The 21,630-nt window shown below is 58.8% G+C and carries 22 protein-coding genes and 3 pseudogenes; 12 read left to right on the top strand and 13 right to left on the bottom strand.

The features are described from left to right. Positions 1-486: 486 nt before the first annotated feature. Together AC1RMX_RS04735 and AC1RMX_RS04730 are read left to right on the top strand one after the other, a co-directional pair. Positions 487-756 carry a DUF2790 domain-containing protein gene (locus tag AC1RMX_RS04735; RefSeq protein WP_493070704.1) on the top strand — a complete coding sequence of 90 codons (270 nt, stop codon included), beginning with the start codon at positions 487-489 and terminating at the stop codon, positions 754-756. Positions 757-846: 90 nt separating this feature from the next. After that, positions 847-1,245: a hypothetical protein gene (locus AC1RMX_RS04730; RefSeq protein ID WP_493070702.1), complete on the top strand. Its 399-nt coding sequence runs from the start codon at positions 847-849 to the stop codon at positions 1,243-1,245. On the opposite strand, the gene AC1RMX_RS04725 is transcribed toward AC1RMX_RS04730, so the two are convergent. Continuing rightward, positions 1,242-1,511, bottom strand: coding sequence for a DUF1652 domain-containing protein (locus AC1RMX_RS04725; RefSeq protein ID WP_096820345.1), 270 nt, complete (start codon positions 1,509-1,511; stop codon positions 1,242-1,244). The two genes, AC1RMX_RS04730 and AC1RMX_RS04725, sit on opposite strands and share 4 nt — an antisense overlap. Positions 1,512-1,881: 370 nt before the next feature. Between AC1RMX_RS04725 and eco the strand changes: the two genes are divergently transcribed. Continuing rightward, entirely contained in the window at positions 1,882-2,367 is a 486-nt protein-coding gene (gene eco, locus AC1RMX_RS04720; protein WP_096820344.1) for a serine protease inhibitor ecotin, read from the top strand. Between the two features lie 26 nt (positions 2,368-2,393). On the opposite strand, the pseudogene ilvA reads toward eco, so the two are convergent. Then, a pseudogene (gene ilvA, locus AC1RMX_RS04715) lies at positions 2,394-3,383 on the bottom strand (threonine ammonia-lyase, biosynthetic); the annotation flags it as partial. A gap of 251 nt (positions 3,384-3,634) precedes the next feature. On the opposite strand from ilvA, the gene AC1RMX_RS04710 reads away from it, so the two are divergent. After that, entirely contained in the window at positions 3,635-3,973 is a 339-nt protein-coding gene (locus tag AC1RMX_RS04710) for a DUF2834 domain-containing protein (RefSeq protein ID WP_493070699.1), read from the top strand. Here the strand turns inward: AC1RMX_RS04710 and AC1RMX_RS04705 are convergent. Both AC1RMX_RS04705 and AC1RMX_RS04700 read right to left on the bottom strand, forming a co-directional pair. Continuing rightward, positions 3,954-4,877: a magnesium transporter CorA family protein gene (locus tag AC1RMX_RS04705; protein ID WP_493070697.1), complete on the bottom strand. Its 924-nt coding sequence runs from the start codon at positions 4,875-4,877 to the stop codon at positions 3,954-3,956. The two genes, AC1RMX_RS04710 and AC1RMX_RS04705, sit on opposite strands and share 20 nt — an antisense overlap. 7 nt (positions 4,878-4,884) lie before the next feature. Further along, positions 4,885-6,459 (bottom strand): RimK family ATP-grasp domain-containing protein, encoded by a 1,575-nt coding sequence (locus tag AC1RMX_RS04700; RefSeq protein ID WP_096820340.1) that lies wholly within the window; start codon positions 6,457-6,459, stop codon positions 4,885-4,887. Between the two features lie 92 nt (positions 6,460-6,551). Between AC1RMX_RS04700 and rimI the strand changes: the two genes are divergently transcribed. Continuing rightward, positions 6,552-7,655, top strand: coding sequence for a ribosomal protein S18-alanine N-acetyltransferase (gene rimI, locus AC1RMX_RS04695; RefSeq protein ID WP_493070694.1), 1,104 nt, complete (start codon positions 6,552-6,554; stop codon positions 7,653-7,655). Positions 7,656-7,660: 5 nt separating this feature from the next. Here the strand turns inward: rimI and AC1RMX_RS04690 are convergent, their stop codons facing one another. Together AC1RMX_RS04690 and AC1RMX_RS04685 are read right to left on the bottom strand one after the other, a co-directional pair. After that, positions 7,661-8,806 (bottom strand): PQQ-dependent sugar dehydrogenase, encoded by a 1,146-nt coding sequence (locus tag AC1RMX_RS04690; protein WP_096820338.1) that lies wholly within the window; start codon positions 8,804-8,806, stop codon positions 7,661-7,663. A 50-nt stretch (positions 8,807-8,856) separates the two neighbouring features. Then, positions 8,857-9,180, bottom strand: coding sequence for a hypothetical protein (locus AC1RMX_RS04685; RefSeq protein WP_096820337.1), 324 nt, complete (start codon positions 9,178-9,180; stop codon positions 8,857-8,859). Positions 9,181-9,385: 205 nt separating this feature from the next. Between AC1RMX_RS04685 and ku the strand changes: the two genes are divergently transcribed. Beyond that, positions 9,386-10,246, top strand: a complete 861-nt coding sequence (gene ku / locus AC1RMX_RS04680) for a non-homologous end joining protein Ku (protein ID WP_096820336.1) — start codon at positions 9,386-9,388, stop codon at positions 10,244-10,246. Positions 10,247-10,286: 40 nt separating this feature from the next. Here ku and lpxO read toward each other — a convergent pair whose 3' ends face one another. From lpxO to AC1RMX_RS04665, 3 genes and pseudogenes are all read right to left on the bottom strand, one after another. Further along, on the bottom strand, positions 10,287-11,186 hold the full coding sequence (gene lpxO / locus AC1RMX_RS04675) for a lipid A hydroxylase LpxO (RefSeq protein WP_096820478.1): 900 nt from the start codon (positions 11,184-11,186) through the stop codon (positions 10,287-10,289). A 573-nt stretch (positions 11,187-11,759) separates the two neighbouring features. Then, a complete protein-coding gene (locus tag AC1RMX_RS04670) occupies positions 11,760-12,236 on the bottom strand; it encodes a hypothetical protein (protein ID WP_493070691.1) in 477 nt (158 codons plus the stop codon). Positions 12,237-12,417: 181 nt separating this feature from the next. After that, a pseudogene (locus AC1RMX_RS04665) lies at positions 12,418-12,719 on the bottom strand (anti-virulence regulator CigR family protein); the annotation flags it as partial. Between the two features lie 384 nt (positions 12,720-13,103). Between AC1RMX_RS04665 and AC1RMX_RS04660 the strand changes: the two are divergent. The 4 genes and pseudogenes from AC1RMX_RS04660 to AC1RMX_RS04645 all read left to right on the top strand — a co-directional run bounded on the left by AC1RMX_RS04660 (position 13,104) and on the right by AC1RMX_RS04645 (position 16,915). Next, positions 13,104-13,502, top strand: a complete 399-nt coding sequence (locus AC1RMX_RS04660; RefSeq protein ID WP_096820334.1) for a hypothetical protein — start codon at positions 13,104-13,106, stop codon at positions 13,500-13,502. Between the two features lie 129 nt (positions 13,503-13,631). Beyond that, positions 13,632-13,976, top strand: a pseudogene (locus tag AC1RMX_RS04655) (site-specific integrase); the annotation flags it as partial. 20 nt (positions 13,977-13,996) lie between these two features. Beyond that, on the top strand, positions 13,997-15,583 hold the full coding sequence (locus AC1RMX_RS04650; RefSeq protein ID WP_096820333.1) for an ABC-F family ATPase: 1,587 nt from the start codon (positions 13,997-13,999) through the stop codon (positions 15,581-15,583). A 144-nt stretch (positions 15,584-15,727) separates the two neighbouring features. Beyond that, a complete protein-coding gene (locus AC1RMX_RS04645) occupies positions 15,728-16,915 on the top strand; it encodes an MFS transporter (RefSeq protein WP_493070689.1) in 1,188 nt (395 codons plus the stop codon). 4 nt (positions 16,916-16,919) lie between these two features. Here AC1RMX_RS04645 and AC1RMX_RS04640 read toward each other — a convergent pair whose 3' ends face one another. Together AC1RMX_RS04640 and AC1RMX_RS04635 are read right to left on the bottom strand one after the other, a co-directional pair. Continuing rightward, positions 16,920-17,957, bottom strand: a complete 1,038-nt coding sequence (locus tag AC1RMX_RS04640; protein WP_102621329.1) for an alpha/beta hydrolase family protein — start codon at positions 17,955-17,957, stop codon at positions 16,920-16,922. A 236-nt stretch (positions 17,958-18,193) separates the two neighbouring features. Beyond that, positions 18,194-18,805, bottom strand: coding sequence for an FMN-dependent NADH-azoreductase (locus AC1RMX_RS04635; RefSeq protein WP_096820330.1), 612 nt, complete (start codon positions 18,803-18,805; stop codon positions 18,194-18,196). Between the two features lie 126 nt (positions 18,806-18,931). Here AC1RMX_RS04635 and AC1RMX_RS04630 point away from each other — a divergent pair, with 126 nt between their 5' ends. Next, complete coding sequence (locus tag AC1RMX_RS04630; protein ID WP_096820329.1) at positions 18,932-19,840, top strand: LysR substrate-binding domain-containing protein; 909 nt, start codon at positions 18,932-18,934, stop codon at positions 19,838-19,840. Continuing rightward, positions 19,837-20,196 carry an MmcQ/YjbR family DNA-binding protein gene (locus AC1RMX_RS04625; protein ID WP_096820328.1) on the top strand — a complete coding sequence of 120 codons (360 nt, stop codon included), beginning with the start codon at positions 19,837-19,839 and terminating at the stop codon, positions 20,194-20,196. The genes AC1RMX_RS04630 and AC1RMX_RS04625 overlap by 4 nt, the downstream gene beginning before the upstream one ends. Before the next feature lie 2 nt (positions 20,197-20,198). Here the strand turns inward: AC1RMX_RS04625 and AC1RMX_RS04620 are convergent, their stop codons facing one another. Then, on the bottom strand, positions 20,199-20,627 hold the full coding sequence (locus AC1RMX_RS04620) for a DUF1294 domain-containing protein (RefSeq protein WP_493070685.1): 429 nt from the start codon (positions 20,625-20,627) through the stop codon (positions 20,199-20,201). Then, on the bottom strand, positions 20,624-21,454 hold the full coding sequence (locus tag AC1RMX_RS04615) for an undecaprenyl-diphosphate phosphatase (protein ID WP_102621331.1): 831 nt from the start codon (positions 21,452-21,454) through the stop codon (positions 20,624-20,626). The genes AC1RMX_RS04620 and AC1RMX_RS04615 overlap by 4 nt, the downstream gene beginning before the upstream one ends. Between the last annotated feature and the right edge of the window lie 176 nt (positions 21,455-21,630).

The raw sequence follows: 21,630 nt of genomic DNA, 5'->3' as shown, positions 1-21,630 counted from the left end.
GTCATTACTCGATAGGCTTCAATGACCCGCCGACACAGTGACCAAACGATGGGAGGCGGACTGTATGCAAGGCTTGGTCAACTGAGAAACCCGATCAGCTCGCCCGAAGGCGCCCCTGCACACAGCCGCCACAGCAATGTACTCCGAAGACGTGAGTGTCCGCGGCGCGAATCATGGCACAGATGTGTCGAGTTTTTCAGGTGACCAAACCTAAGCCGCTGATTTTGCAGCGACACCAAACCATAACCGCCCCCCTCCAGCCGCCGAAAGCAGACAAGGCATCCACCCTTGTAGGAATCCGCCGAGACTCCCCCACGAAACAATCCCCCCGCCAGACAGCCGGCATTCAGCCGGGTTAACCCTCGCTTAACGCCGCGGTCAAAGACTCTACTGAACCGCACACCCTCAGCCCGATGCTGACGCCCAGTGCGGCAGGTCTGGCGTGTTTCACGCCGGGCTTTCATTCCGTCGCACGGGAGTCACTCCATGAACATTCGTCCGTTCCTGCTCACCACCGCCCTCGCCTGCACCGCGTTTGCCGGGCTGGCCCAGGCCAATGACACCGCCGCAACAACCAAAGCCGTGCCTTACACCTACGGCATGCCTTTGAATGTGGCCAAAGTGGTATCGATGACCGAGCAGCCCGCAAAGACCTGCAAGGTGATCGATGCCGACATGAAGTACATCGACACCACCGGTAAACCCGAAGAAATCACTTACCGGAAAATGTCTGACGCCTGCGACTTCCAGAACTGACAGAAAGCTCTGAATTGCGGCTTTGCGGTAGGCGAGCAAGGGTCTCGAAGGTTATCCTCGGATCACTTCTCACTGCCGCAAGGATTCGCCATGCAGTTGTCGTTTCGCACGTTGTCGACCGTCACCTTTAGTCTGTGTTTCTTGCTGGCACTGGCCTGGGGCCTGGCGCCGCAGGTGCTGCTTTCGATCTGGAGCATTGAATACTCCGAGGCCGCAGGTTTTGTAGCTCGACGCATGGCGGTGCTGTTTGCAGCGTTGGGGGTGATGTTTTATCTGGTGCGCAATGCGCCGGTGTCGATCGCGCGCAATGCACTGAGCAACGGTTTTATCGTCGGCTGTTTTGGTTTGGCAGTGCTGGGTTTCGCAGAATGGCTCAACGGCCACGCCGGCCCCGGGATTCTGCTCGCGGTGCTGGTCGAGTTCGCGCTGGGCCTCGATTTTGTCCAGGCCCGGCGCGTTACGATCGAACTGGGTGAAACGGTCGGTTAAACGGCTTTTGATCGCGGCAATGAATGATGGGTTGCCGTGTGTTGCGCCAGATCCGAGCGCAACCCGGCGATCAGGCCATTGATTTCGCGACAGCTGTTCAAGTGACTGGCGTCGATGCCACTCACCAGCAAATCAACCTGATCGGTCTGGTGATCGCCATACACCTTGACGGTCATCGACAGATCCGGGGACAGCGTGCACTGGCAGCGTTTCGGCAGAAAGCTGCTTTCAATGATATTGCGTAGTTCCAAGGCAGACAGAAACATGGCGAACCCTCTCCTTACTGTGAGACTGCCAATCAAGTATTCACATGACCGTTACCACGCCTCCCCACGGGTGTATCCCCGCTGAATCCCTGGGTGTGGCAAGCGGCTGTACTGCGAAATGCCCATTGGAGTGTAGGCGCACAAACTCGGTGCGCCGCACCAAATCAACGCATAAACCGTGCCTTTCATCGGGTCGATTTCTCCTCCTTCAAAATCAATGGGTTGGCAAAAAAGCAGGCAACTGGCCAGTTGCAGAATGCAAGATCCGATCGTGCAGGCACTGCAATTTGCAAGCGGCTGGCGGTTTGCATTCACCGTCCATGACAGTGAGAATGCCCGTCTACCAACGTACACCCGCCAGGAGGCTTCAATGGGAAATTTCACTGTTTACGCGACCGCCGGCCTGATGCTCGCCAGCCTGTCTACCCTCACCCACGCCGCCAAACTCGAAGACACAGCGCCCTACCCCAAAGCCGAAGCGGGCTTCACTCGTCAGGTCATCCATTTGCCGCAGCAGGCACAGGAAGACAACTTCAAAGTCGAAATCCTCGCCGGCAAGACCCTTGAGGTGGACTGCAACCGCCAGCGTCTGGGCGGCACCCTTGAAGAGAAAAACCTCGAAGGCTGGGGCTATCCGTTCTATCGCCTGGAAAAAGTCAGCGGCCCGATGAGCACGCTGATGGCCTGCCCACCCGGCACCCAGAAAAAACGCGCCTTCGTCCCGGTGATCGGTGACGGCTTCACCGTGCGCTACAACAGCAAGCTGCCAATCGTGGTTTACGCACCGTCGGATGTCGAAGTGCGCTATCGCATCTGGTCGGCTTCGGACAAGGTCGGCGTCGCCATTCCCGAATAATCTCAAGCCACAACACCGCACGCCGCCGCCCGCTCGGCGACGTGACGCAAGCTGTCGAAGTTGATATTGGCGCCGGAATCGATGGCGATCAGCGTCTGGTTCCGTGCGCCGGTTTGCGCCACGTACTGTTTGATGCCCGCGACCGCCAGCGCCCCGGAAGGCTCGGTGATCGAGCGGGTATCGTCGTAGATATTCTTGATCGCTGCGCAGAGTTCGTCGTTGCTGACGGTGATCACTTCATCCACGCAGAAACGGCAAACCTCGAACCCGTAGGCGCCGATCTGCGCCACCGCTACGCCATCGGCGAAGGTGCCCACACTCGGCAGCACCACCCGTTCATCTGCCTGCAAAGCAGCCTTCAGGCAGGCCGAGTGCTCCGACTCTACGCCAATGATCCGCACCTCCGGCCGCAAGTATTTGACGTATGCCGCGATGCCGGCGATCAACCCGCCACCGCCCACCGGGACAAAGATCGCATCAAGCGCGCCCTGGTGTTCGCGCAGGATTTCCATGGCAACCGTACCTTGGCCAGCGATTACATCAGGATCGTCGAACGGCGAGACGAACGTTCGCCCGGTCTGCTCAGCCAGTTGCAGTGCGTGGGCCAGGGCAAACGGAAAGCTTTCGCCATGCAGCAATGCCTCGGCGCCGCGACTGCTGACGCCCAGCACTTTCAACTCAGGTGTTGTGGCCGGCATGACGATAGTCGCAGCAATGCCCAATTCACGCGCCGCCAGCGCTACGCCTTGAGCGTGATTGCCCGCCGACGCCGTGATCACCCCGCGCGCCTTTTGCTCGTCGCTCAGTTGCACGAGTTTGTTGTAGGCACCACGGATCTTGAAGGAGAACGTCGGTTGCAGGTCTTCGCGCTTGAGCAGGATCCGGTTGCCCAGCGCTTCGGACAAGGCCGGCGCCGGTTGCAACGGCGTGCGCACCGCCAGCTCATACACCGGCGCGGCGAGGATCTTTTTCACGTACTGCTCAAGCAGGGCTTGCTGGGCGGGGCTGTGGCGCATGGTCGTCTCCTGACGTTTGATTCAGAACCCCGGAGACAGAAAGTAAAAACCCGCCTATAGGGCGGGTTGGGTGCTGCAGTCGTGAGCTAGCCCGCCAAATGAGGAATGGCGGTAATAATGCTTGGCTGGCAGCGCAGTACGGTGGAAGTCATGGGCTCGAAATTAGCCCGGGCGTTGCTGGCAAGTCAATGGCGATTTTTGCGTTGGGTCTGTAGGCTGGCCTTTCGCTCATCTGCCCAAGGAAGGAATACATGATGTCCATCGCCCTGCCCCTCACCGCGTTGATTGCCTTCAGCGGCTACACCGTTGGCGTGATGCTGCAAGCCGAGCAATCGCTGATCGACTTCGGCATCGGCCTGATGTCGCGGCCAGACACTGCGCAGGTGGTGATCGATCTTTATCTGCTGGCGACCCTCGCCGGCATCTGGATGTTCAAGGATGCGCGCAAGCGTGGGCAATCGGGCTGGTCGGTAGTGCCATATCTGTTGCTGACGGCGGTGTTTGTTTCGGTCGGGCCGTTGTTGTACCTGGTGGTCCGGGGCCTGCAGGACCGCAAACGCCCGGCCGCCGTCATTTCGCCAGACGCCTGAGCCCAAACAGCATCCCGCCGGCCCCCAACAGCATCACCGCCAGGAATATCGGGTACGACACCCACCACGGTGTCCCGGCGGTCATCATGCTGAATTCCGACATGCCGCCAATGCTCGCAATCAGGTTGAGCGGCAAAAACACCACGTTGATCAGCGTCAGCTTGCGCAGCAGGTTGTTCATGCTGTTATTCATCAGGTTGCCCCGGGCGTCGATCAGCCCGGAGAACACCGTCGAGTAGATTTCCGCCTGCTTGTAGCACTGGTTGTTTTCGATGATCAGGTCGTCGATCAGGCCAATGGCTTCGCTGCCGAAATGCTGCTTTTCCGCGTGGTTGCGCAGCCGCGTGAGCACCGCGCCGTTGCTGTGCAGCGCGTTGATGTAATAGATCAGGCTTTCGCTGAGGTTGAACATCTGCACCAGATGCTGGTTTTGCATCGAAGCGTTGAATTTCTGCTGCAACTCCCGGGCGACCAGTTTGATCACCTTCAGGTGCCCGAGGTAGTGATGGATGTTGTTGAACAACAGGTCCAGCAACACATCCATTGGCGTATTGAGTGGTCGGCGTGTGCCGAGACCGTGCAACGGCGTCTCATCCGTGGCGATCACCAACAGTTGGCCCGGCGAAAACAGCAAACCGCAGGACGACACCTCGAACGCCAGGCTGCCGCCGCCGGAATAGTTCTCCGGACGCTTCCAGATCAGGAACAGATGGTCGGGGTGAAACTCGATCCGCGACACCTCGTCCGGGTCCAGCGCCGAGGCCAACGCGTGTTCATCCAGTTTGAAATGACTGTGAAGCACGTCGCGCTCGCCAGCGTCGGGGTTGCTGAACAGCATCACCTCGGCGTCCAGCCGCTCGACCCGCTGCAAGGCGCCGTGGCTCAGTGCAAAGCTGTTGATCATCGGCCGGTCACCAGGCCTGACCGCGGCGTTTGAGTTCCAGACGCCTCACGAACTCCTCCAGCACCAGCGAATACAGATCGTCCTGCAAGTAAGCGTCTTCGATGCCGGCGTCGAGGTTTGGGTTGTCGTTGACCTCGATCACTACGACCTTGTCGCCGGCCTGTTTCAGGTCCACGCCATACAGTCCGTCGCCGATCAGGTTGGCGGTCTTCACCGCCAGTTCCACCACGGCACGCGGCGCTTCGTGGATCGCCAGCGTGCGGCACTCGCCGTTGACGTCCTGGCCCTTGGCTTTGTGGTTGTAGATCTGCCAATGGCCCTTGGACATGAAGTACTGACAGGCAAAGATCGGTTTGCGGTTGAGTACGCCGATGCGCCAGTCGTACTCGGTGTAGAAAAACTCCTGGGCCAGCAACAGCACCGAGTGTTCGAACAGCTCGGCGGTAGCTTCGAGCAATGCCTGTTGGCTCTCGACCTTGATCACGCCCCGGGAGAAGCAGCCGTCAGGGATCTTAAGCACCAACGGAAAACCGAGGCGTTCGCCGACCCGTTCGAAGTCTTCGGGTCGCTCCTTGTAGAGAATTTCCGTGGCGGGCATACCCAATTGGTGGCTGTTGAGCAGGTCGGTGAGATAAACCTTATTGGTGCAGCGCAGGATCGACGTCGGGTCGTCCATCACCACCAGTCCTTCGCTTTCAGCTTTCTTGGCGAAGCGGTAGGTGTGGTTGTCGACGCTGGTGGTCTCGCGGATCAGCAAGCCGTCGTATTCGGCCAGCCGTGCGTAGTCCTTGCGTTCGATCAGTTCGACATCGATACCCATGCCTTTGCCGACTCGCACGAAGTTTTCCAGCGCACGGGCGTTGGACGGCGGCAAGGCTTCCTGCGGATCGTGCAGGATCGCCAGGTCATAACGCGCCACTTGCGGCGAACGCGGTACACGCCAGATCTTGCGGCTGAAACCGTCCAGCGCGTTGGCGAACTGATCTTCCTGATCATCGCGCAACTTGTGCAAGGCACCGGACTTGATGCCTTCGATGTGCCAACCGTTAGTTCTACGGAATTCAACTAACAGAATCGGACACGGAAACACTTCAAATAATTGTCGGGCCAGATCCTGCAACGGCTCGATGTGCGTTCTGCCGAAATAAAGTGTCAGCGTAAAACCTTCGGTATCACTGTAGAGGTGATGGCTGAGGGCTTTTTCCAGGGTTTTATCCAGATCATCCAGCGCCAGGCCATAGAGGGATTTACGGGTCAGTTCGCTGATGGTGCGCACCGACGGAATCACCTTGTGCCCCCGGGCCTCGGCCAGCAACGAGCAGTAGTAGCCGTGCCCCAGATACTTGTAGCTGCGGCACAGGTTGATTACCTGCACCCGTTTTCCCGGCTCGCTGTCGGGGGGTTGTTCGAGGTACTCCTGCGCCGTCAGGATGTCTTCGCTGGGAAAATAGGAGGCCCAGTCCTCCTTGCGTTCGACGATGATCAACACTTGACTGGAAGTTCTGATTTGCGGTTTTAAAAAAGTTGCCGCCGGCAAACTTTGCTTGGATACTTCGCGCCAATGACCCTGTACCGCTGACATAGAAATTGATCCGTTGGAGAACAAGACCTTTTCTATTAAGCACGAACTTTTTCGAAAGTCCCGTTTCGTTACGCAACTTTTACGGCGGTCATATGAACACTGTTTTTCGCTTGGCGACAGTTGATGATTTACCGGCGCTGCTGGCACTGGAAATGCACTGTTTCACCACGGACCGGCTCACTCGCCGCAGCTTTCAATGGATGATTACCCGCGCCCACGGCCAGTTGCTGGTGGCCGAACGCGAAGGTCAACTGCTGGGTTATGCGCTGGTGCTGTTCCATCGCGGCACGTCGCTTGCGCGGTTGTATTCCATCGCCATTTCCCCCGAAGCCCGGGGCGGTGGCCTGGGCAAGCAATTGCTGCAACGCATCGAGGCGTGCGCCCTTGAGCACGACTGCGCTTACCTGCGACTGGAGGTGCGCACCGACAACCCCGCCGCCATCGCGCTGTACGAACGCAGTGGCTATCGGCGCTTTGCGCTGATTCACGACTACTACGAAGACCACGCGGACGCCTTACGCCTGGAAAAACGCATCCTTCAACACCACGACTCGCGCAGCCTCAAGGTGCCCTATTACCGGCAAACCACCGATTTCACCTGTGGTCCGGCCTGTTTGCTGATGGCCATGGGCGCATTGCAAGCCGATCGCTTGCTGGAGCGCCGCGAGGAATTGCAGCTCTGGCGTGAAGCGACCACCGTGTTCATGACCGCCGGCCATGGCGGTTGCAGCCCTCAAGGGCTGGCATTGGCTGCATGGCGCCGAGGGTTTCGCGTGCGTTTGCAACTGAGCATGACCGGGCCGCTGTTTCTCGACGGCGTGCGCGACGCGCATAAAAAAGACGTCATGCGCCTGGTGCATGACGAGTTCATGGCACAACTGAACGACACCGACGTTGATCAAATCATCGGCACGACACTGGATTTATCCCGGCTGCTCAGCGCAGGCGGGCAGCCGTTGGTGCTGATCAGCAGCTATCGCCTGACCCGCTCCAAATCGCCGCACTGGGTCATCGTCACCGATTGCGACGAAGATTTCGTCTACCTGCATGACCCGGATGTCGACCACAGCCAGCATCGCCAGCCCATGGACTGCCAGCATGTGCCGGTCAGCCATGGGGAGTTCGAAAAAATGTGTCGGTTCGGGCGCGGCAAGTTACGAGCAGCGGTGGTGCTCTACGCCCGCTCACCCGCATGAAGTGCTCATTTGAGTCCGACCTTGTACAGCGAGCCGTCGGACTCATCTGTCAGCACATACAGGTAACCATCCGGCCCCTGGCGTACATCACGGATACGTTGTTTCAGATCGCCCAGCAAACGCTCCTCATGCACCACCTTGTCGCCGTCAAACTGCAAACGGATCAGCTCCTGAGTGGCCAGTGCGCCGATGAATACGTTGTGCTGCCAGGGTTTGAAGCGATCGGCATCGTAGAACGCCATGCCGGTGACACCGGGTGATTTTTCCCAGACGTGATGCGGAGTGACAGTGCCTTCAACGGTTTTACCCTGGGCTTCCGGAATGGGCTGCATCGAGTAGTTGATGCCGTGGGTTGCCAACGGCCAGCCGTAGTTTTTCCCGCGCTCGATGATGTTCACCTCGTCGCCACCGCGCGGGCCGTGTTCGTTCTCCCACAACGTGCCGGTCCATGGATTGAGCGCCGCGCCCTGCGGGTTGCGATGGCCATAGGACCAGATCTCCGGACGCACACCGGACTGGCCGACAAACGGGTTGTCATCCGGCACCTTGCCGTCCGGATAGATCCGCACGACTTTACCCTGCAATTTGTCCAGATCCTGTGCAGTTGGCCGGTCGTTGTTTTCGCCGAGGGTGATGAACAGATAGCCGTCACGGTCGAACACCAGCCGCGAGCCAAAGTGATTACCGACCGACAGCTTCGGTTCCTGACGGAAAATAACAGTGAAGTCCTTGAGGGTTTTCAGGTCATCCGACAGACGCCCGCGCCCGACCGCAGTCCCCGCCTTGTCACCGGCGCCACCGCCCTCGGCATACGACAGGTACACCATCCGATCCTGTTTGAAGTCTGGCGACAGCACCACGTCCAGCAATCCGCCCTGCCCCTTGGCCCAGACCTTCGGAACGCCCTCGATGGGCACCGATCGTTTGCCGTCCACGCCCACTACCCGCAGGTTGCCAGGGCGTTCTGTCACCAGCATGCCCTGACGATCCGGCAAGAACGCCAGGGCCCATGGATGTTCAAGTCCCTGAGTGACCGTCGTGACTTCGAGGGTGCCCTGCTCGCTTTGCAGTTCCTTCGAGGCGGCAGCGAATGCCGGGCTGCAGATTACTGCGCTGGCACACAGGCCGGCTAAAAGGGTTTTACGCAACATGCACGATTCCTTTTGTTCGATTGAAGGGCTGACAGAAACGGTTCTGCCATTCAACGGTTGCTCTCGCCGTCACGGGCGGGTGGATTGGGAATGAATTTCGGCGGTGTGCCCGGCACCGACCGCAGAGGCTGGCCATTGCCGATGCCGCCGTTTTCCACCGTGGGCGGTCGAGGGACGGGGACGGTATTCGGCCCGCGGATCACCGGATTGGCCGGTTGCGTACCCTGCATGCTGTTGGGATTGGCCCGGTGAATCGGGCTGTTGTAAGGATTGTTGCTGTTGCCGGTCGGACTTTGTGCCAGCAACAGGGTATCGGCATGAACCACCCCGCCACTGAGGGCCAGCAATGCGATGCCAAGCAGAAAACGGTTCATGAACGGCCTCTCTCGATGCGCGTGTTTTGATGCATGTGGCTTAGAGCCTTCGAGTCCACGCTACGCCCAGGGTTCGGATTTGTTAACCCGTCATCGATAAACAAGGTGTAACACGGTTTGACCTGCCTCCCGCCTTCCCCCGAAGACAGTGGAAACTTTTGCGCCGGGCCACGGGTCACCCGAACATCACTCGGAGAACGTCACCATGGCTCGGGCAATCTGGAAAGGCGCAATCAGTTTCGGTCTGGTGCACATCCCCGTGGCGCTGGTCTCGGCAACCTCATCCCAGGGCGTGGATTTCGACTGGCTGGACAGCCGTAGCATGGACCCGGTCGGCTACAAACGGGTCAACAAGGTCACCGGCAAGGAAGTCACCAAGGAGCACATCGTCAAAGGCGTGCAGTTCGAGAAAGGTCGCTATGTGGTGCTCAGCGAGGAGGAAATCCGTTCGGCGCACCCGGTTTCGACCCAGACCATCGACATCTTCGCCTTCGTCGACAGCGAGCAGATCCCGCTGCAAAACATCGACACGCCCTACTACCTGGCCCCGGACAAGCGCGGTGGCAAAGTCTACGCGTTGCTGCGCGAAACCCTGAGCAAGACGCACAAGGTCGCCCTCGCCCGCGTGGTTTTACACACGCGCCAGTATCTGGCGGCGTTGATGCCGCTGGAGTCTGCGCTGGTACTGGTGAAACTGCGCTGGCCGCAGGAAGTACGCAGCCTGGACGAACTGGAGCTGGGCAGCGAAGTGACCAAACCGCAACTGGCCAAAGCCGAGCTGGACATGGCCAAACGGCTTGTTGAAGACATGAGCGCCGACTGGAAACCCGAAGATTACACCGACGCGTTCGAAGACAAGATCATGGCCCTGGTGGACAAAAAGGCCCATGAAGGCAAGATCGAGGACGTTGAGACCGTTGACGGCGAAGAAGAGCGTAAATCTGCTGATGTGATCGATCTGACGGAGCTGCTCAAGCGCAGCCTGGGTGGCAAGACTGCCGCCAAATCGAAGGCCAAGGCTGCCAGCAAGACAACGGCGGCCAAAAAAACCAAAAGGGCCTCGTAAATGAAATCGGGCGACTGTCTTTCAACAGTCGCCCGATTCATCAGATCAGAATGAAGATCGCCAGCAGACCGCCGAAGATTGCCCACTTTTCCAGGTAGTAGAGCTTGCGATTGCGCTTTTTCAGCTCTTTGCCGCGCAGGCGAATCTTGTAGATCTTGGTAAACAAGCGGTTGATACCGCCGGTGCGGTCACCCGCATCGTTCGGCGCACCGGCTGCCGACATCACGGTACGGCTGAACCAGCCGTTGAACGCGGCCGCCCAGCGGTACTTCATTGGACGCTCGACATCGCAGAACAGAATGATGCGGTTCTTGTCGGTGGTGTTTTCGGCGTAATGAATGTAAGTCTCGTCGAACATCACCGCTTCGCCGTCGCGCCAGTGATAGTTCTCGCCGTCGACGTTGATGTAGCAACCGGCATCGTTTGGCGTTTCCAGGCCCAGGTGATAACGGTAGGAACCGGCATACGGGTCGCGGTGACGCACCAGTTTCGAGCCGGGCGGCAGTTCAGCGAACATCGCGGCCTTGATCGAACCGATGCTCTGCACCAGTTCAGTGGTGCGCGGGCACAGCTGCAACGCCGACGGGTGGCTGTCGCCGTACCATTTCAGGTAGAAGCGCTTCCAGCCGGTCTTGAAGAAGGAGTTGAAGCCGACATCGTCGTACTGGTTCGAACGCTTGATCTCGCCGGCACGCAGCAGCTTCTGCCCTTCCTCGCGGATTTCCTCCCAATGAGCCTGCAACGGGCTCAGATCGGGAAAATCCTTCGGATCAAGGTAGGGCTTGTTCGGATTCTTCGAAAACAGATAAAGGAAGCAGTTGATCGGCGCCAGAAACGTCGAGTGATCGCTCAGCTGACGGCCCAGTTTGTGGCGCACACGACCGCGCAAGTGAACGTATGCAATGGAAATGACATAAATAGCAGCAATGATGAGTTTCACGGAAATCGTCACACGTCAAAAGTGAACAAACTGCGCGCCTGCCGGCCGGTGGCCCAGGGTCTGATGCAGTGGCATGAATACAAATACTATCCCGGTGGCACTTCCTTGAGCCCATGCCGTTAGCGGCTATTGGGTGATCGGATGGCATTTTAGCCATACTTTGTAACCAAAGGTGAACCTCATCTGTGAAAAACTGTCCGCTGAATCTGCCAAATGGCAACCGCGGAGGCTTCACGCCAGTGAGCCGTGCCTGTCGCATCAGCGCTACAGCAGATCGAGTTTGACGAGAGGACGTGGAGACAGCGGGCCAGACGCGGCACCTGACTGAAGCTTGAGGATTGGATCTCCTGGAACGAAATCGAGGAAATCAAAGAGGCGCTGCAGAGTTTGCCTCTGAGCATTCAGGCGCTGGACTCATCGCTTTTCTACCAGACGAGCGAAAACCCGCGCCACAACGTGTAGATGGCGCGGGTGCCTGGACGAGAGTGCTGGAAAGGGAGACGCGCGATCAGGGTGTACCGCCAGGCCAAACGTTCAACGAAGTACGAAGGCCTGGTGAGTAGCGAACCGCGTTTATTTAGAGGTTGAAAGGCTGGCCTTGCTCAAGCCCTTGGTGTTGTGATCGCCTGGCGTTGTGGCCGAGATCGCCGTGGCCTTCGACAAGCCCCGTGTGGCTTTAGAGTGCGCGACACCCGAGGTCGCTGTTCCGTGCCCACGGTCAGTGCTGTGATCACGTCCGGTGTGTTGGCCACTCACGCCGTGATCCCGAACGGCCCTGCCGGCATGATCCGCCTCCTGGCCTTCGGCGCGGCCATTGTTGGAGGCGCTGGCTGAATGCCCGGCACTGTCGCCTCCATGTCCAGCACCGCCAACACCGCCACCGTGACTGCCACCGCCGCCTGCTCCGCCACCGCCACCACCGCCATGACCACCACCATCCTTGGCAAAGGCAGAAGCCACGATGGACAGTTCAGCAGGCAGCAACGGCGCAGCTGCAAACATCATTACGCACGACATGACGGCAACGAGTTTTTTCTTTTTTAAACGCATGATGGCATCCACAAGGGTTGATTTTACTGCCCTCTAGGACGCACTCAATGACATCCAGTTCAACCACAAGCGACAAGCGGAGACAGCAACACCTCACATATAAAGTGGGTGAGAATGCATTGCTTTCACTTCCCATTTGAAATGGTCAAACAAGATTCAAATCGAATAGAACAAGACCGGACTAATCGAAAGCACCATTTAGAACTTCGTAGATAATCCTGCTTGCGACAGCCACCAGAGTCAGGCCTGTTCCCGCCTGCTGCCATTCATACCCATCGTCGTGAGGCAACCACCCCACAAGTCGCCATCCAGTTTTTTAGCGATACCCGGCGGAAGAGGCTTTCCGCGCGCCAGATTTTTCTGAATGCCAGGTGGCAATGCAGGACCAGGGTTCCAGTAACCTCTGTCACCGTTGAGCACGCCCGGAACGCCGCTTGGGTCGATAACCGATGCATGGTCCCGGTTGTCTGAGCAGGATCCTTTAGTTTTTACAACCCTGGTTGCCGTGCCCCCACCAACTACCCAGACTTTTGGCCAACTTGAGCGAGGAACGTGGTAGATCTTTTGGCCCCGACAATCTGATAACGCTACATCGCCGCGTTGAGGGCGGACACAAAAACGCAGGCTTTGGCGCGGGCGTCCGGGAGAATTCACAGCAACTGCTGCCGAGTGAGACATGGAGGGCCCTCCGGGAGTGCCCCCCAGCCTGGCAAGAGCCCAATTGTTCTTCACCATTGCAAAAAATAGTTGCCGCGACGAATGCCTGTCATCACGTTATGATATGCGCCGGATTTCATCCCGACCGCAAGAAAGCGGGGATACAAAATATCAATACGCTAAAAATGTCGCTCAAGGAGTGCGCATTAAATGAATCAAGAAGTCGAGCTGCTGACAAGAAAAATGAATCTAACCGCCAACGCAGCAGCAGCAACAACAGCAGATATTTTACAACGGGAATCCGTTATGGCGTTCACATCAGCAATCGCTCTGGATGAAAGCGCTCCGCTGTCCATTCGTCAAAGAGCAAAGGCCGCATTGGTTAGTGATGTTACGCCAGGCAAAAAGCAGGCAGCCACTCTTGAGAAAATCCAGGACAAGTTAGACCTTGCATCGATCAAAACAAAAGAAGCCACAGACAAAGTAAACTCAATTCTCCAGCAGATGGTCACAAAAGAAGATCTCAGAAAAGCTCAGAACTCCATCTTTTACTACTTACTGATAGCGTACGTTGCCACCGTCGCATCAGTTGCGTATCTGCTGGCTTGACAACCAAAGCCAAAACACAACATCCCGAACTGCCCCTTGCTGTGGGCAGTTATTTTGTCTATGTGCCTTCGGGGGGCGACACACCCAAACGAGAACGTTCCATTCGAGGCGCTCAACGTTCGGTGATGACGGCGTCGGAGTAACCTTGGGTTACGGCGCGGTCGAGCCTGCATGATCCCGCCTTCCAGGACGAGCGAGTGCATCAGGCAGACGTCGGATCTGCAAAATCAAGGGCCCCGACCCTGAAGACGCTCGCGATGCCTTATCGGCCGCCATACAACTGTCGTCATACTTATGCGACAATATGCTTAATGTCCAACATGAACCCCGCACTCATCGCTCAGCAGCTTGGCCACAGCGTCCAAATGTTGCTGACGACGTATGCGCGTTGGCTCAACTCAAGCTCAGACTGGGGGGCTGGAAAAGCTCCAGATTGGTATCAATTCGGTATCAGGCAAAACAGACCAGCTCTAAACCATTGATAGGTAAGGTAATTGATCTCCACAGCTAACATCACGATGCAGTTCGGCGCCAAGCCGCTGTTCGAAAACGTTTCGGTCAAATTCGGTGCGGGTAACCGTTACGGCCTGATCGGCGCCAACGGTTGCGGCAAGTCGACCTTCATGAAAATCCTCGGCGGCGATCTCGATCCGTCCGGCGGTCAGGTCATGCTCGAGCCGAATGTGCGTCTGGGTAAGCTGCGCCAGGACCAGTTCGCCTACGAAGAATTCACCGTGATCGACACCGTGATCATGGGTCACGAAGAGCTGTGGAAGGTCAAGGCCGAGCGCGATCGCATCTACTCGCTGCCGGAAATGAGCGAAGAAGACGGCATGGCCGTGGCCGAGCTGGAAACCGAATTCGCTGAAATGGACGGCTACACCGCCGAATCCCGTGCTGGCGAGCTGTTGCTGGGCCTGGGGATCGGCATCGAGCAACACTTTGGCCCGATGAGCGAAGTGTCGCCGGGCTGGAAACTGCGCGTGTTGCTGGCGCAGGCACTGTTTTCCGATCCGGAAGTGCTGTTGCTCGACGAACCGACCAACCACCTGGACATCAACACCATTCGCTGGCTGGAAAACGTTCTGACCCAGCGTAACAGCCTGATGATCATCATCTCTCACGACCGTCACTTCCTGAACAGCGTGTGCACTCACATGGCTGACCTGGACTACGGTGAGCTGCGCCTGTTCCCGGGCAACTACGACGAATACATGACCGTGGCGACCCAGTCCCGCGAGCAGTTGCTGTCGGACAACGCCAAGAAGAAAGCGCAGATCTCGGAACTGCAATCGTTCGTCAGCCGCTTCTCGGCCAACGCCTCGAAAGCCAAGCAGGCCACTTCCCGCGCCAAGGCGATCGACAAGATCCAGCTGGCCGAAGTCAAGCCTTCGAGCCGGGTGAGCCCGTTCATCCGCTTCGACCAGAACAAGAAGCTGCACCGCCAGGCGGTCATCGTCGAGCACATGGCCAAAGGCTTCGACGGCAAGCCGCTGTTCAAGGACTTCAGCTTCCAGGTTGAAGCGGGCGAGCGCGTTGCGATCATCGGCCCGAACGGTATCGGCAAGACCACCCTGCTGCGCACCCTGGTCAACGAACTGACGCCGGATGCCGGTAGCATCAAGTGGACCGACGCCGCCGAACTGGGCTACTACGCTCAGGACCACGCTCACGACTTCGAAGACGACGTCACCCTGTTCGACTGGATGGGTCAGTGGACTCAGGGCGAGCAAATGATTCGCGGCACTTTGGGCCGGATGCTGTTCTCCAACGACGAGATCCTCAAGTCGGTGAAGGTGATCTCCGGTGGTGAGCAAGGTCGCATGCTGTTCGGCAAGCTGATCCTGCAAAAGCCGAACGTGCTGATCATGGACGAACCGACCAACCACCTGGACATGGAATCGATCGAGGCGCTGAACCTGGCGCTGGAAAACTACCCGGGCACGCTGATTTTCGTCAGCCACGACCGTGAGTTCGTATCGTCCCTGGCCACGCGCATCATCGAGCTGAGCCCGAACGGCGTGACCGACTTCAGCGGCACCTACGACGATTACCTGCGCAGCCAAGGCGTGGTGTTCTAAGTCGATTCGAGCTGTAAACGGAAAGCCCTGTCCTTGTGACGGGGCTTTTTTTTGCACCGAGGAAAAATAGTTAGCCTGCTTCCTTTTATTTCAGCGCCACGCCATGATGCGGACTCTCCCACCGCCGCCCGCGAACGAGCCCTCATGTCTGCGCAGCAACAGCCACCGCAAAGCTCCATGGCGATCACCCTGCAGATCGTCTCCATTGTTTTCTATACCTTTATTGCCTTCCTCTGCATCGGTCTGCCGATTGCGGTGTTACCCGGCTATGTACATGAGCAATTGGGTTTCAGCGCTATCGTTGCGGGGCTGGTGATTGGCTCGCAGTACCTGGCCACCCTGCTCAGCCGGCCGATGGCCGGGCGCATGTCAGATACCGTCGGGACCAAACGGGCGATCGTTTATGGCTTGTCGGGGATTGTGCTCAGCGGCTTGCTGACGCTGGTTTCCACACTACTGCAGGACTCCCCGCTGGCGAGCCTGATCATTTTGATCGCCGGGCGTTTGCTGCTCGGCATTGCGCAGGGTTTGATCGGTGTCGGCACCATCAGTTGGTGCATGGGCCAGGTGGGCGCGGAACACACCGCCCGCTCCATCGGCTGGAACGGCATTGCTTCTTACGGCGCCATTGCGATCGGCGCACCGCTGGGCGTGCTGATGGTGGCCGATTACGGTTTTACCAGCCTCGGGCTCGCATTATCGGTACTGGCGGCCGGTGCCCTGCTGTTGATCCGCAACAAACCTTCGGTGCCGGTGGTGCGTGGCGAGCGTTTGCCATTCTGGGCGGTGTTCGGGCGGATAGCGCCATTTGGCGCCAGTTTGAGCCTGGCCTCGATCGGTTACGGCACCCTGACCACCTTCATCACCCTTTATTACCTCAATCGCGGCTGGACCGGCGCGGCGTACTGCCTGACGGTGTTCGGCGTGTGTTTCATCCTTTCCCGGCTGCTGTTCATTTCCGCCATCGCTCGATTTGGCGGCTTTGCGTCCGCCATCGCCTGCATGAGCATCGAGACCGTCGGCCTGTTGCTGCTGTGGCTCGCACCGTCGACCGGGTATGCACTGATTGGCGCTGGCCTGGCCGGGTTTGGTCTGTCACTGGTGTATCCGGCGCTGGGGGTTGAAGCGATCAAGCAAGTGCCGAACTCCAGCCGCGGGGCCGGGCTGAGTGCCTACGCGGTGTTTTTCGATCTGGCGCTGGCGATTGCCGGACCGTTGATGGGCGCGGTGGCGTTGAATCTGGGGTATTCGTGGATTTTCCTGATCGCAGCACTGTTGTCCGTGACCGGACTGGCGTTGACGTTGTGGCTCAAGCGTCGGGCGATGGCCTGAGCCTTCACTGATCCGCCGTCTGCATCCCCGCCCGATCCGGTTTGCCCAGCGCATGGGAGAAGAACCGCCCGGCCTCGGAAATCAGGTTGCGGTGAATGTCTTCACGATCTACGCCGTCAGCATCAGTGCACAGGGCCGGCATCGCACGGATCTGCTCTTCATTGCACGGCGCCATGAACACGAAGTGCCCTGCCCCGGCCAGTAACTTGAAGTCCGGCGCAGTCGGCAGTTTGCGCGCCAGGGCGGCGGCGTTCTTGTCGAAGGCCACCAGTTTGTCGCCGTCGCCGCTGTACAGCAGCACCGGCACATGCACGTCGGCCAGGGTGTGACGACCAAACTTGAGGCTCAGCGGCGCCATCAGCAGCAACGCATGCACGCGCGGATCGGCCACCGGCTGCAAGTCATCGCGATCAACGATCAGCTCGCCCTGGGTGTTGCAGGCGTCGCGGTCGTCCGGACGTTCCTGGCAGTAACGGCGCAGGCGATCCAGGTCAGGCTGCGCGCCGGAAAGAATCAACGCGGTCTCGCCCCCCGCCGAATAACCGATCACGCCGACCTGATCGGCGTTCACGAACGGTGCAAGCATGCGGTCGCCGAGGGTGGCGGTAATGGCTTCGGAAATCTGGATCGGGCGCCCATAGAGGTTGCTCAAGGTACCGAGGCGGCTGTGATCCTTGGAGTTGTCGCCGGGATGAATCACCGCGACCACCACAAAGCCCTTGCGGGCCAGCGATGTGGCGAGGTCGTGCAGCGCCAGTGGCGTGCCGGTGTTGCCGTGGGACAGCATCAGCATCGGAAAGCGGCCGAGGGCGACCTTGGTGTCTTCGCCGGCTTCGACCGAGTAACCCTCGAGCAGGCTCATGTGTTCGCGGTCGGTGGAGGGGTAGAACGCGATGGCGCGCATCGGTTGCAGGTCGAGCGGGTCGAGGAACGTCATCTCGTGATAACCGACGCTCCAGCGCGGGTGCTGGCCGGGGGCTGCGTGCACTGAATTCAGGCTGCCGAGCAGGCAAATCAGTAACGTTGCACAAAGACGCATCATGGGATGCCCCACCCTGTTGTTACTCAATCGAAAGATCCGTTGTGTTACGACGCCCGAAACTCCGAGGTTCGGTGATCCGGCGCGGCGTTGCACTCAGACGTTGATCATCAGACTGCATAACCCGGGCCAGATTATGTAACAGTCGGAAACAAAAAACTCCGTATCTGGCCCTTGCAGAACCAGAATACAGAGTTTTTTGGATGTTGCCTGAACGAGAGCTGTTCTTTACGCAAGCCTTACGCAGCGGCGAACAGTTGCTCGCTGATGCGGGTGTGAGCCGCGCTCATGGCGTTGTTGCGGACTTCTTCACCGTAGGCCAGGCCTTCGGCACGGACGATTTCGATGTCAGTGATGCCGAGGAAGCCGAATACCAGTTTCAGGTAGTCTTCGTGAGCGACGCCCGAAGCCTGACCGGCGTGGATGCCGCCCGAGGTGGAGACGATCACGACTTTCTTGCCACCGCACAGGCCTTCAGGGCCGGCTTCGGTGTAGCGGAAAGTCTGGCCGGCGACGGCGATGCGGTCGATCCAGGCCTTGAGCTGGGTTGGAACGGTGAAGTTGTACATCGGCGCGGCAACGACAATGGCGTCAGCGGCGATGAATTCGGCCAGGGTGGTGGCGCTCAGCTCGGCTTCGTGCTGTTGTGCGGCGTTGCGCAGTTCCGCGGTGGTGCCGGCGGCGACCAGAGTGGTCGACGAGAAGTGGCTGATGGCGTCTGCAGCCAGGTCGCGGTAGGTCACGACAGCAGCTGGCTCAGCGGCTTGCCAGGCTTTGACGACTTCGGTGCTCAGCTGACGGGAAGCGGAGTTGTCGCCCAGAATGCTCGAATCGATGTGCAGCAGTTTCATTTGGAATCTCCTGGAAAGAATCGCCGGTGGCGACGGAATGGAGACAATCCTACCTACGAAACCAATAGCTGATTAGACGGCAACAATGCGATAGTTTGTCCCACTGATAGAACAGTCGGAATTCCCATGCAAGACCTCAACGATCTCTACTATTTTGCCAAAGTGGTCGAGGCCGGCGGATTCGCCGCTGCCGGCCGTTTGCTGGGCATTCCCAAGTCACGGTTGTCACGGCGGATTGCCGAACTGGAAGAACGCCTCGGCGCACGTTTGCTGCAACGCACCACCCGCCAACTGAAGCTGACTGCGGTTGGCGAGCGCTATTTGCGTCATTGTCAGGCGATGCTGCTGGAAGCGGAAATGGCCGATGAGACGGTGGCCAGTATGTCCAGCGAGCCCCGTGGACGTCTGCGGGTTTCGAGCCCGACGGGGCTTGCCCATGAAATGCTGCCGATGGTGATCAGCAACTTCCTGGGCAAGTACCCTCAGGTGCAACTGGAAGTCACCCTGATCAATCGCCGGGTCGATCTGATCACCGAAGGCATCGACGTGGCCCTGCGCGTGCGCGAGCACGGCACCGAGGAGCCGATGCTGGTCACCCGCCGTTTGCGTCAGGCGCAAATGGTGGTCGTGGCGAGCCCTTCTTTTATAGAGGGTCTGGAAATCAATCATCCGCAGGATCTGAAAAACCTGCCGGTGCTGGGCGCACTGGAAGCCGATCGCATGGTGCATGTGCGCCTGCTCGATCAGCACGGCAAAAGTTGCGATCTGGCGCTGGAAGCACGGCTGGGGATCGACGACTTTATCGTGCGCAAGGCCTGCGTGCTGGCCGGCCAGGGCTTCACCCTGCTGCCGATGATGTATTGCGAAGCGGAGCTGAACAACGGCACGCTGGTGCAGTTGCTGCCGGAATGGTCATTGCCCGGCGGCTGGTTGCAAGCGGTGTATCCGCACCGGCGAGGAGTGATGCCAGCGGTGCGTGCCTGGATCGATCATCTGGTTGAGTCGTTTAATGCCTGTGGAGAGCGATTGTTATGAAACAAGGAAAGTTGAGCGAAGCGGACGTCGCGGATTTCTGCCTGGCATTGCCCGGTGCTCAAGAAGACTACAAATGGGGCGGCGTGCGGGTGTTTTCGATTGCCGGCAACAAGATGTTCGCCCTGCAGGGGCTGCGTGGCGAGTCGCTGGCGTTCAAGGTCGACAAGGATCTGTTTCTCGGTCATTGCGACCGGCCGGGCATTCACCCGGCGCCGTATCTGGCGCGGGCGCAGTGGATCATCATGCACCCGCCCTACCCTTTGGGCGCCGAGGAACTGCGAGGGTTGCTGCAACGTTCCCACCAGTTGGTGGTGAGCAAGCTGCCGAAGAAAACCCAGGTGGGTTTGCTGCTGTAGCCCTAACCCAACGCCAACAGGTTCGAGCCGAGGAACAACTGATCGATCCAGAACACCTGGTGCAGCGCGACGATCACCCAGAACAGGATCTGAAACGACACCTTGCGCGTCTTGTGCCGGAAGACTTGCTGGGCGATCAACGCACCCGGCCAGCCTCCCGCCAGTTCCACGGCGTGCAGGACGTTCTCCGGGGTGCGCCAGGCCTCAGCGCGGGCCTTGCGCTTGTCGGCCCAGTACAGGAAAAACGCCAGCACGCTGACCAGCCCATAGGCCGTCAGCGGTACCAGTGAGATTCCGCGCAGCCACATCGACAGCGAACCGAACAGCGGCAACGCGCAGACGATCAGCAACACCATCAGCTTCAACTTCAGATGCTGGATGCTGCCACCGGAAGGACCGCGATCCGGCCGGCGTGCGCGGGAATCACTCATGCCTTGGCCGCCGCCCAGTCCACCCAGCCGAACTGCCAGGTCGCCAGAATCAACAGGCCGAAAACAATCCGGTACCAAGCGAATGCCGCGTAGCTGTGGCTGGCGATGAACTTCAGCAAGCCGCGAACAGCGATCATGGCGAAAACGAACGCCGTGACAAAACCGATGGCAAACACCGGGAAGTCCGCCGGCACGAAAAGATGGCGGTACTTGTAGCCCGAGTACACCGCCGCACCGACCATGGTCGGCATCGCCAGGAAAAACGAGAACTCGGTGGCAGTCTTGCGTGAGAGGCCGAACAGCAGGCCGCCAATGATGGTCGAGCCGGAGCGCGAGGTGCCCGGGATCATCGCCAGGCATTGGGCAAAGCCGACCTTCAGTGCATCTTTCCAGGTGATCTCGTCCACGGTTTCGGCGTGCACTTCATGCTGCCGACGCTCGGCCCACAACATGATGATGCCGCCCACCACCAGCGCCGTCGCCACGGTGACCGGGTTGAACAGGTACTTGTGAATCAGATCGGCAAAGATCACGCCCAGCACCACGGCGGGCAGGAAGGCGATCAGCAGGTTGGCGGTAAAGCGTCGCGCACTCGGCTGAGTCGGCAAACCGATGACCACGTCGAGAATCTTGCGGCGAAACTCCCAGACCACCGCGAGAATCGCGCCGAGCTGGATGATGATGTTGAACGCCATGGCGCGTTCGCCACCGAAGTTCAGCAGGTCGGCGACAATGATCTGGTGTCCGGTACTGGAAATGGGCAAAAACTCCGTCAGCCCTTCTACAACTCCAAGAATCAGTGCCTGCAAGGCGGTCCAAAGATCCATCAATCCCCCAAAGAGCGATGCTCAGCGGCATGCCCCGATAGTATTTTTTTACGTTCACTGCGTTCAGCGTAGCTGTTTGTTGCTGTACCGATTCCGCGCACAAAGGATCCACACGAAACGGTCAAAATTCCGTGAAATGGCAACTTGGGTTCAGGTTTTCACGCGCGGGGCCGAAA

This window comes from Pseudomonas sp. GW822-FHT03F04 (genome assembly GCF_058801405.1).
Note: the sequence above shows the minus strand (reverse complement) of the source record. Positions and strands in the feature narration are given on the sequence as shown.

Coding starts and splice junctions, on each gene's coding strand:
- AC1RMX_RS04625 (WP_096820328.1), top strand. CDS start 19,837: ATGAAACAAGGAAAGTTGAGCGAAGCGGACGTCGCGGATTTCTGCCTG.
- AC1RMX_RS04630 (WP_096820329.1), top strand. CDS start 18,932: ATGCAAGACCTCAACGATCTCTACTATTTTGCCAAAGTGGTCGAGGCC.
- AC1RMX_RS04640 (WP_102621329.1), bottom strand. CDS start 17,957: ATGATGCGTCTTTGTGCAACGTTACTGATTTGCCTGCTCGGCAGCCTG.
- ku (WP_096820336.1), top strand. CDS start 9,386: ATGGCTCGGGCAATCTGGAAAGGCGCAATCAGTTTCGGTCTGGTGCAC.
- AC1RMX_RS04615 (WP_102621331.1), bottom strand. CDS start 21,454: ATGGATCTTTGGACCGCCTTGCAGGCACTGATTCTTGGAGTTGTAGAA.
- AC1RMX_RS04670 (WP_493070691.1), bottom strand. CDS start 12,236: ATGCGTTTAAAAAAGAAAAAACTCGTTGCCGTCATGTCGTGCGTAATG.
- AC1RMX_RS04635 (WP_096820330.1), bottom strand. CDS start 18,805: ATGAAACTGCTGCACATCGATTCGAGCATTCTGGGCGACAACTCCGCT.
- AC1RMX_RS04735 (WP_493070704.1), top strand. CDS start 487: ATGAACATTCGTCCGTTCCTGCTCACCACCGCCCTCGCCTGCACCGCG.
- AC1RMX_RS04710 (WP_493070699.1), top strand. CDS start 3,635: ATGATGTCCATCGCCCTGCCCCTCACCGCGTTGATTGCCTTCAGCGGC.
- eco (WP_096820344.1), top strand. CDS start 1,882: ATGGGAAATTTCACTGTTTACGCGACCGCCGGCCTGATGCTCGCCAGC.
- AC1RMX_RS04645 (WP_493070689.1), top strand. CDS start 15,728: ATGTCTGCGCAGCAACAGCCACCGCAAAGCTCCATGGCGATCACCCTG.
- AC1RMX_RS04725 (WP_096820345.1), bottom strand. CDS start 1,511: ATGTTTCTGTCTGCCTTGGAACTACGCAATATCATTGAAAGCAGCTTT.
- AC1RMX_RS04620 (WP_493070685.1), bottom strand. CDS start 20,627: ATGAGTGATTCCCGCGCACGCCGGCCGGATCGCGGTCCTTCCGGTGGC.
- AC1RMX_RS04660 (WP_096820334.1), top strand. CDS start 13,104: ATGAATCAAGAAGTCGAGCTGCTGACAAGAAAAATGAATCTAACCGCC.
- AC1RMX_RS04690 (WP_096820338.1), bottom strand. CDS start 8,806: ATGTTGCGTAAAACCCTTTTAGCCGGCCTGTGTGCCAGCGCAGTAATC.
- AC1RMX_RS04730 (WP_493070702.1), top strand. CDS start 847: ATGCAGTTGTCGTTTCGCACGTTGTCGACCGTCACCTTTAGTCTGTGT.
- AC1RMX_RS04705 (WP_493070697.1), bottom strand. CDS start 4,877: ATGATCAACAGCTTTGCACTGAGCCACGGCGCCTTGCAGCGGGTCGAG.
- AC1RMX_RS04685 (WP_096820337.1), bottom strand. CDS start 9,180: ATGAACCGTTTTCTGCTTGGCATCGCATTGCTGGCCCTCAGTGGCGGG.
- AC1RMX_RS04700 (WP_096820340.1), bottom strand. CDS start 6,459: ATGTCAGCGGTACAGGGTCATTGGCGCGAAGTATCCAAGCAAAGTTTG.
- rimI (WP_493070694.1), top strand. CDS start 6,552: ATGAACACTGTTTTTCGCTTGGCGACAGTTGATGATTTACCGGCGCTG.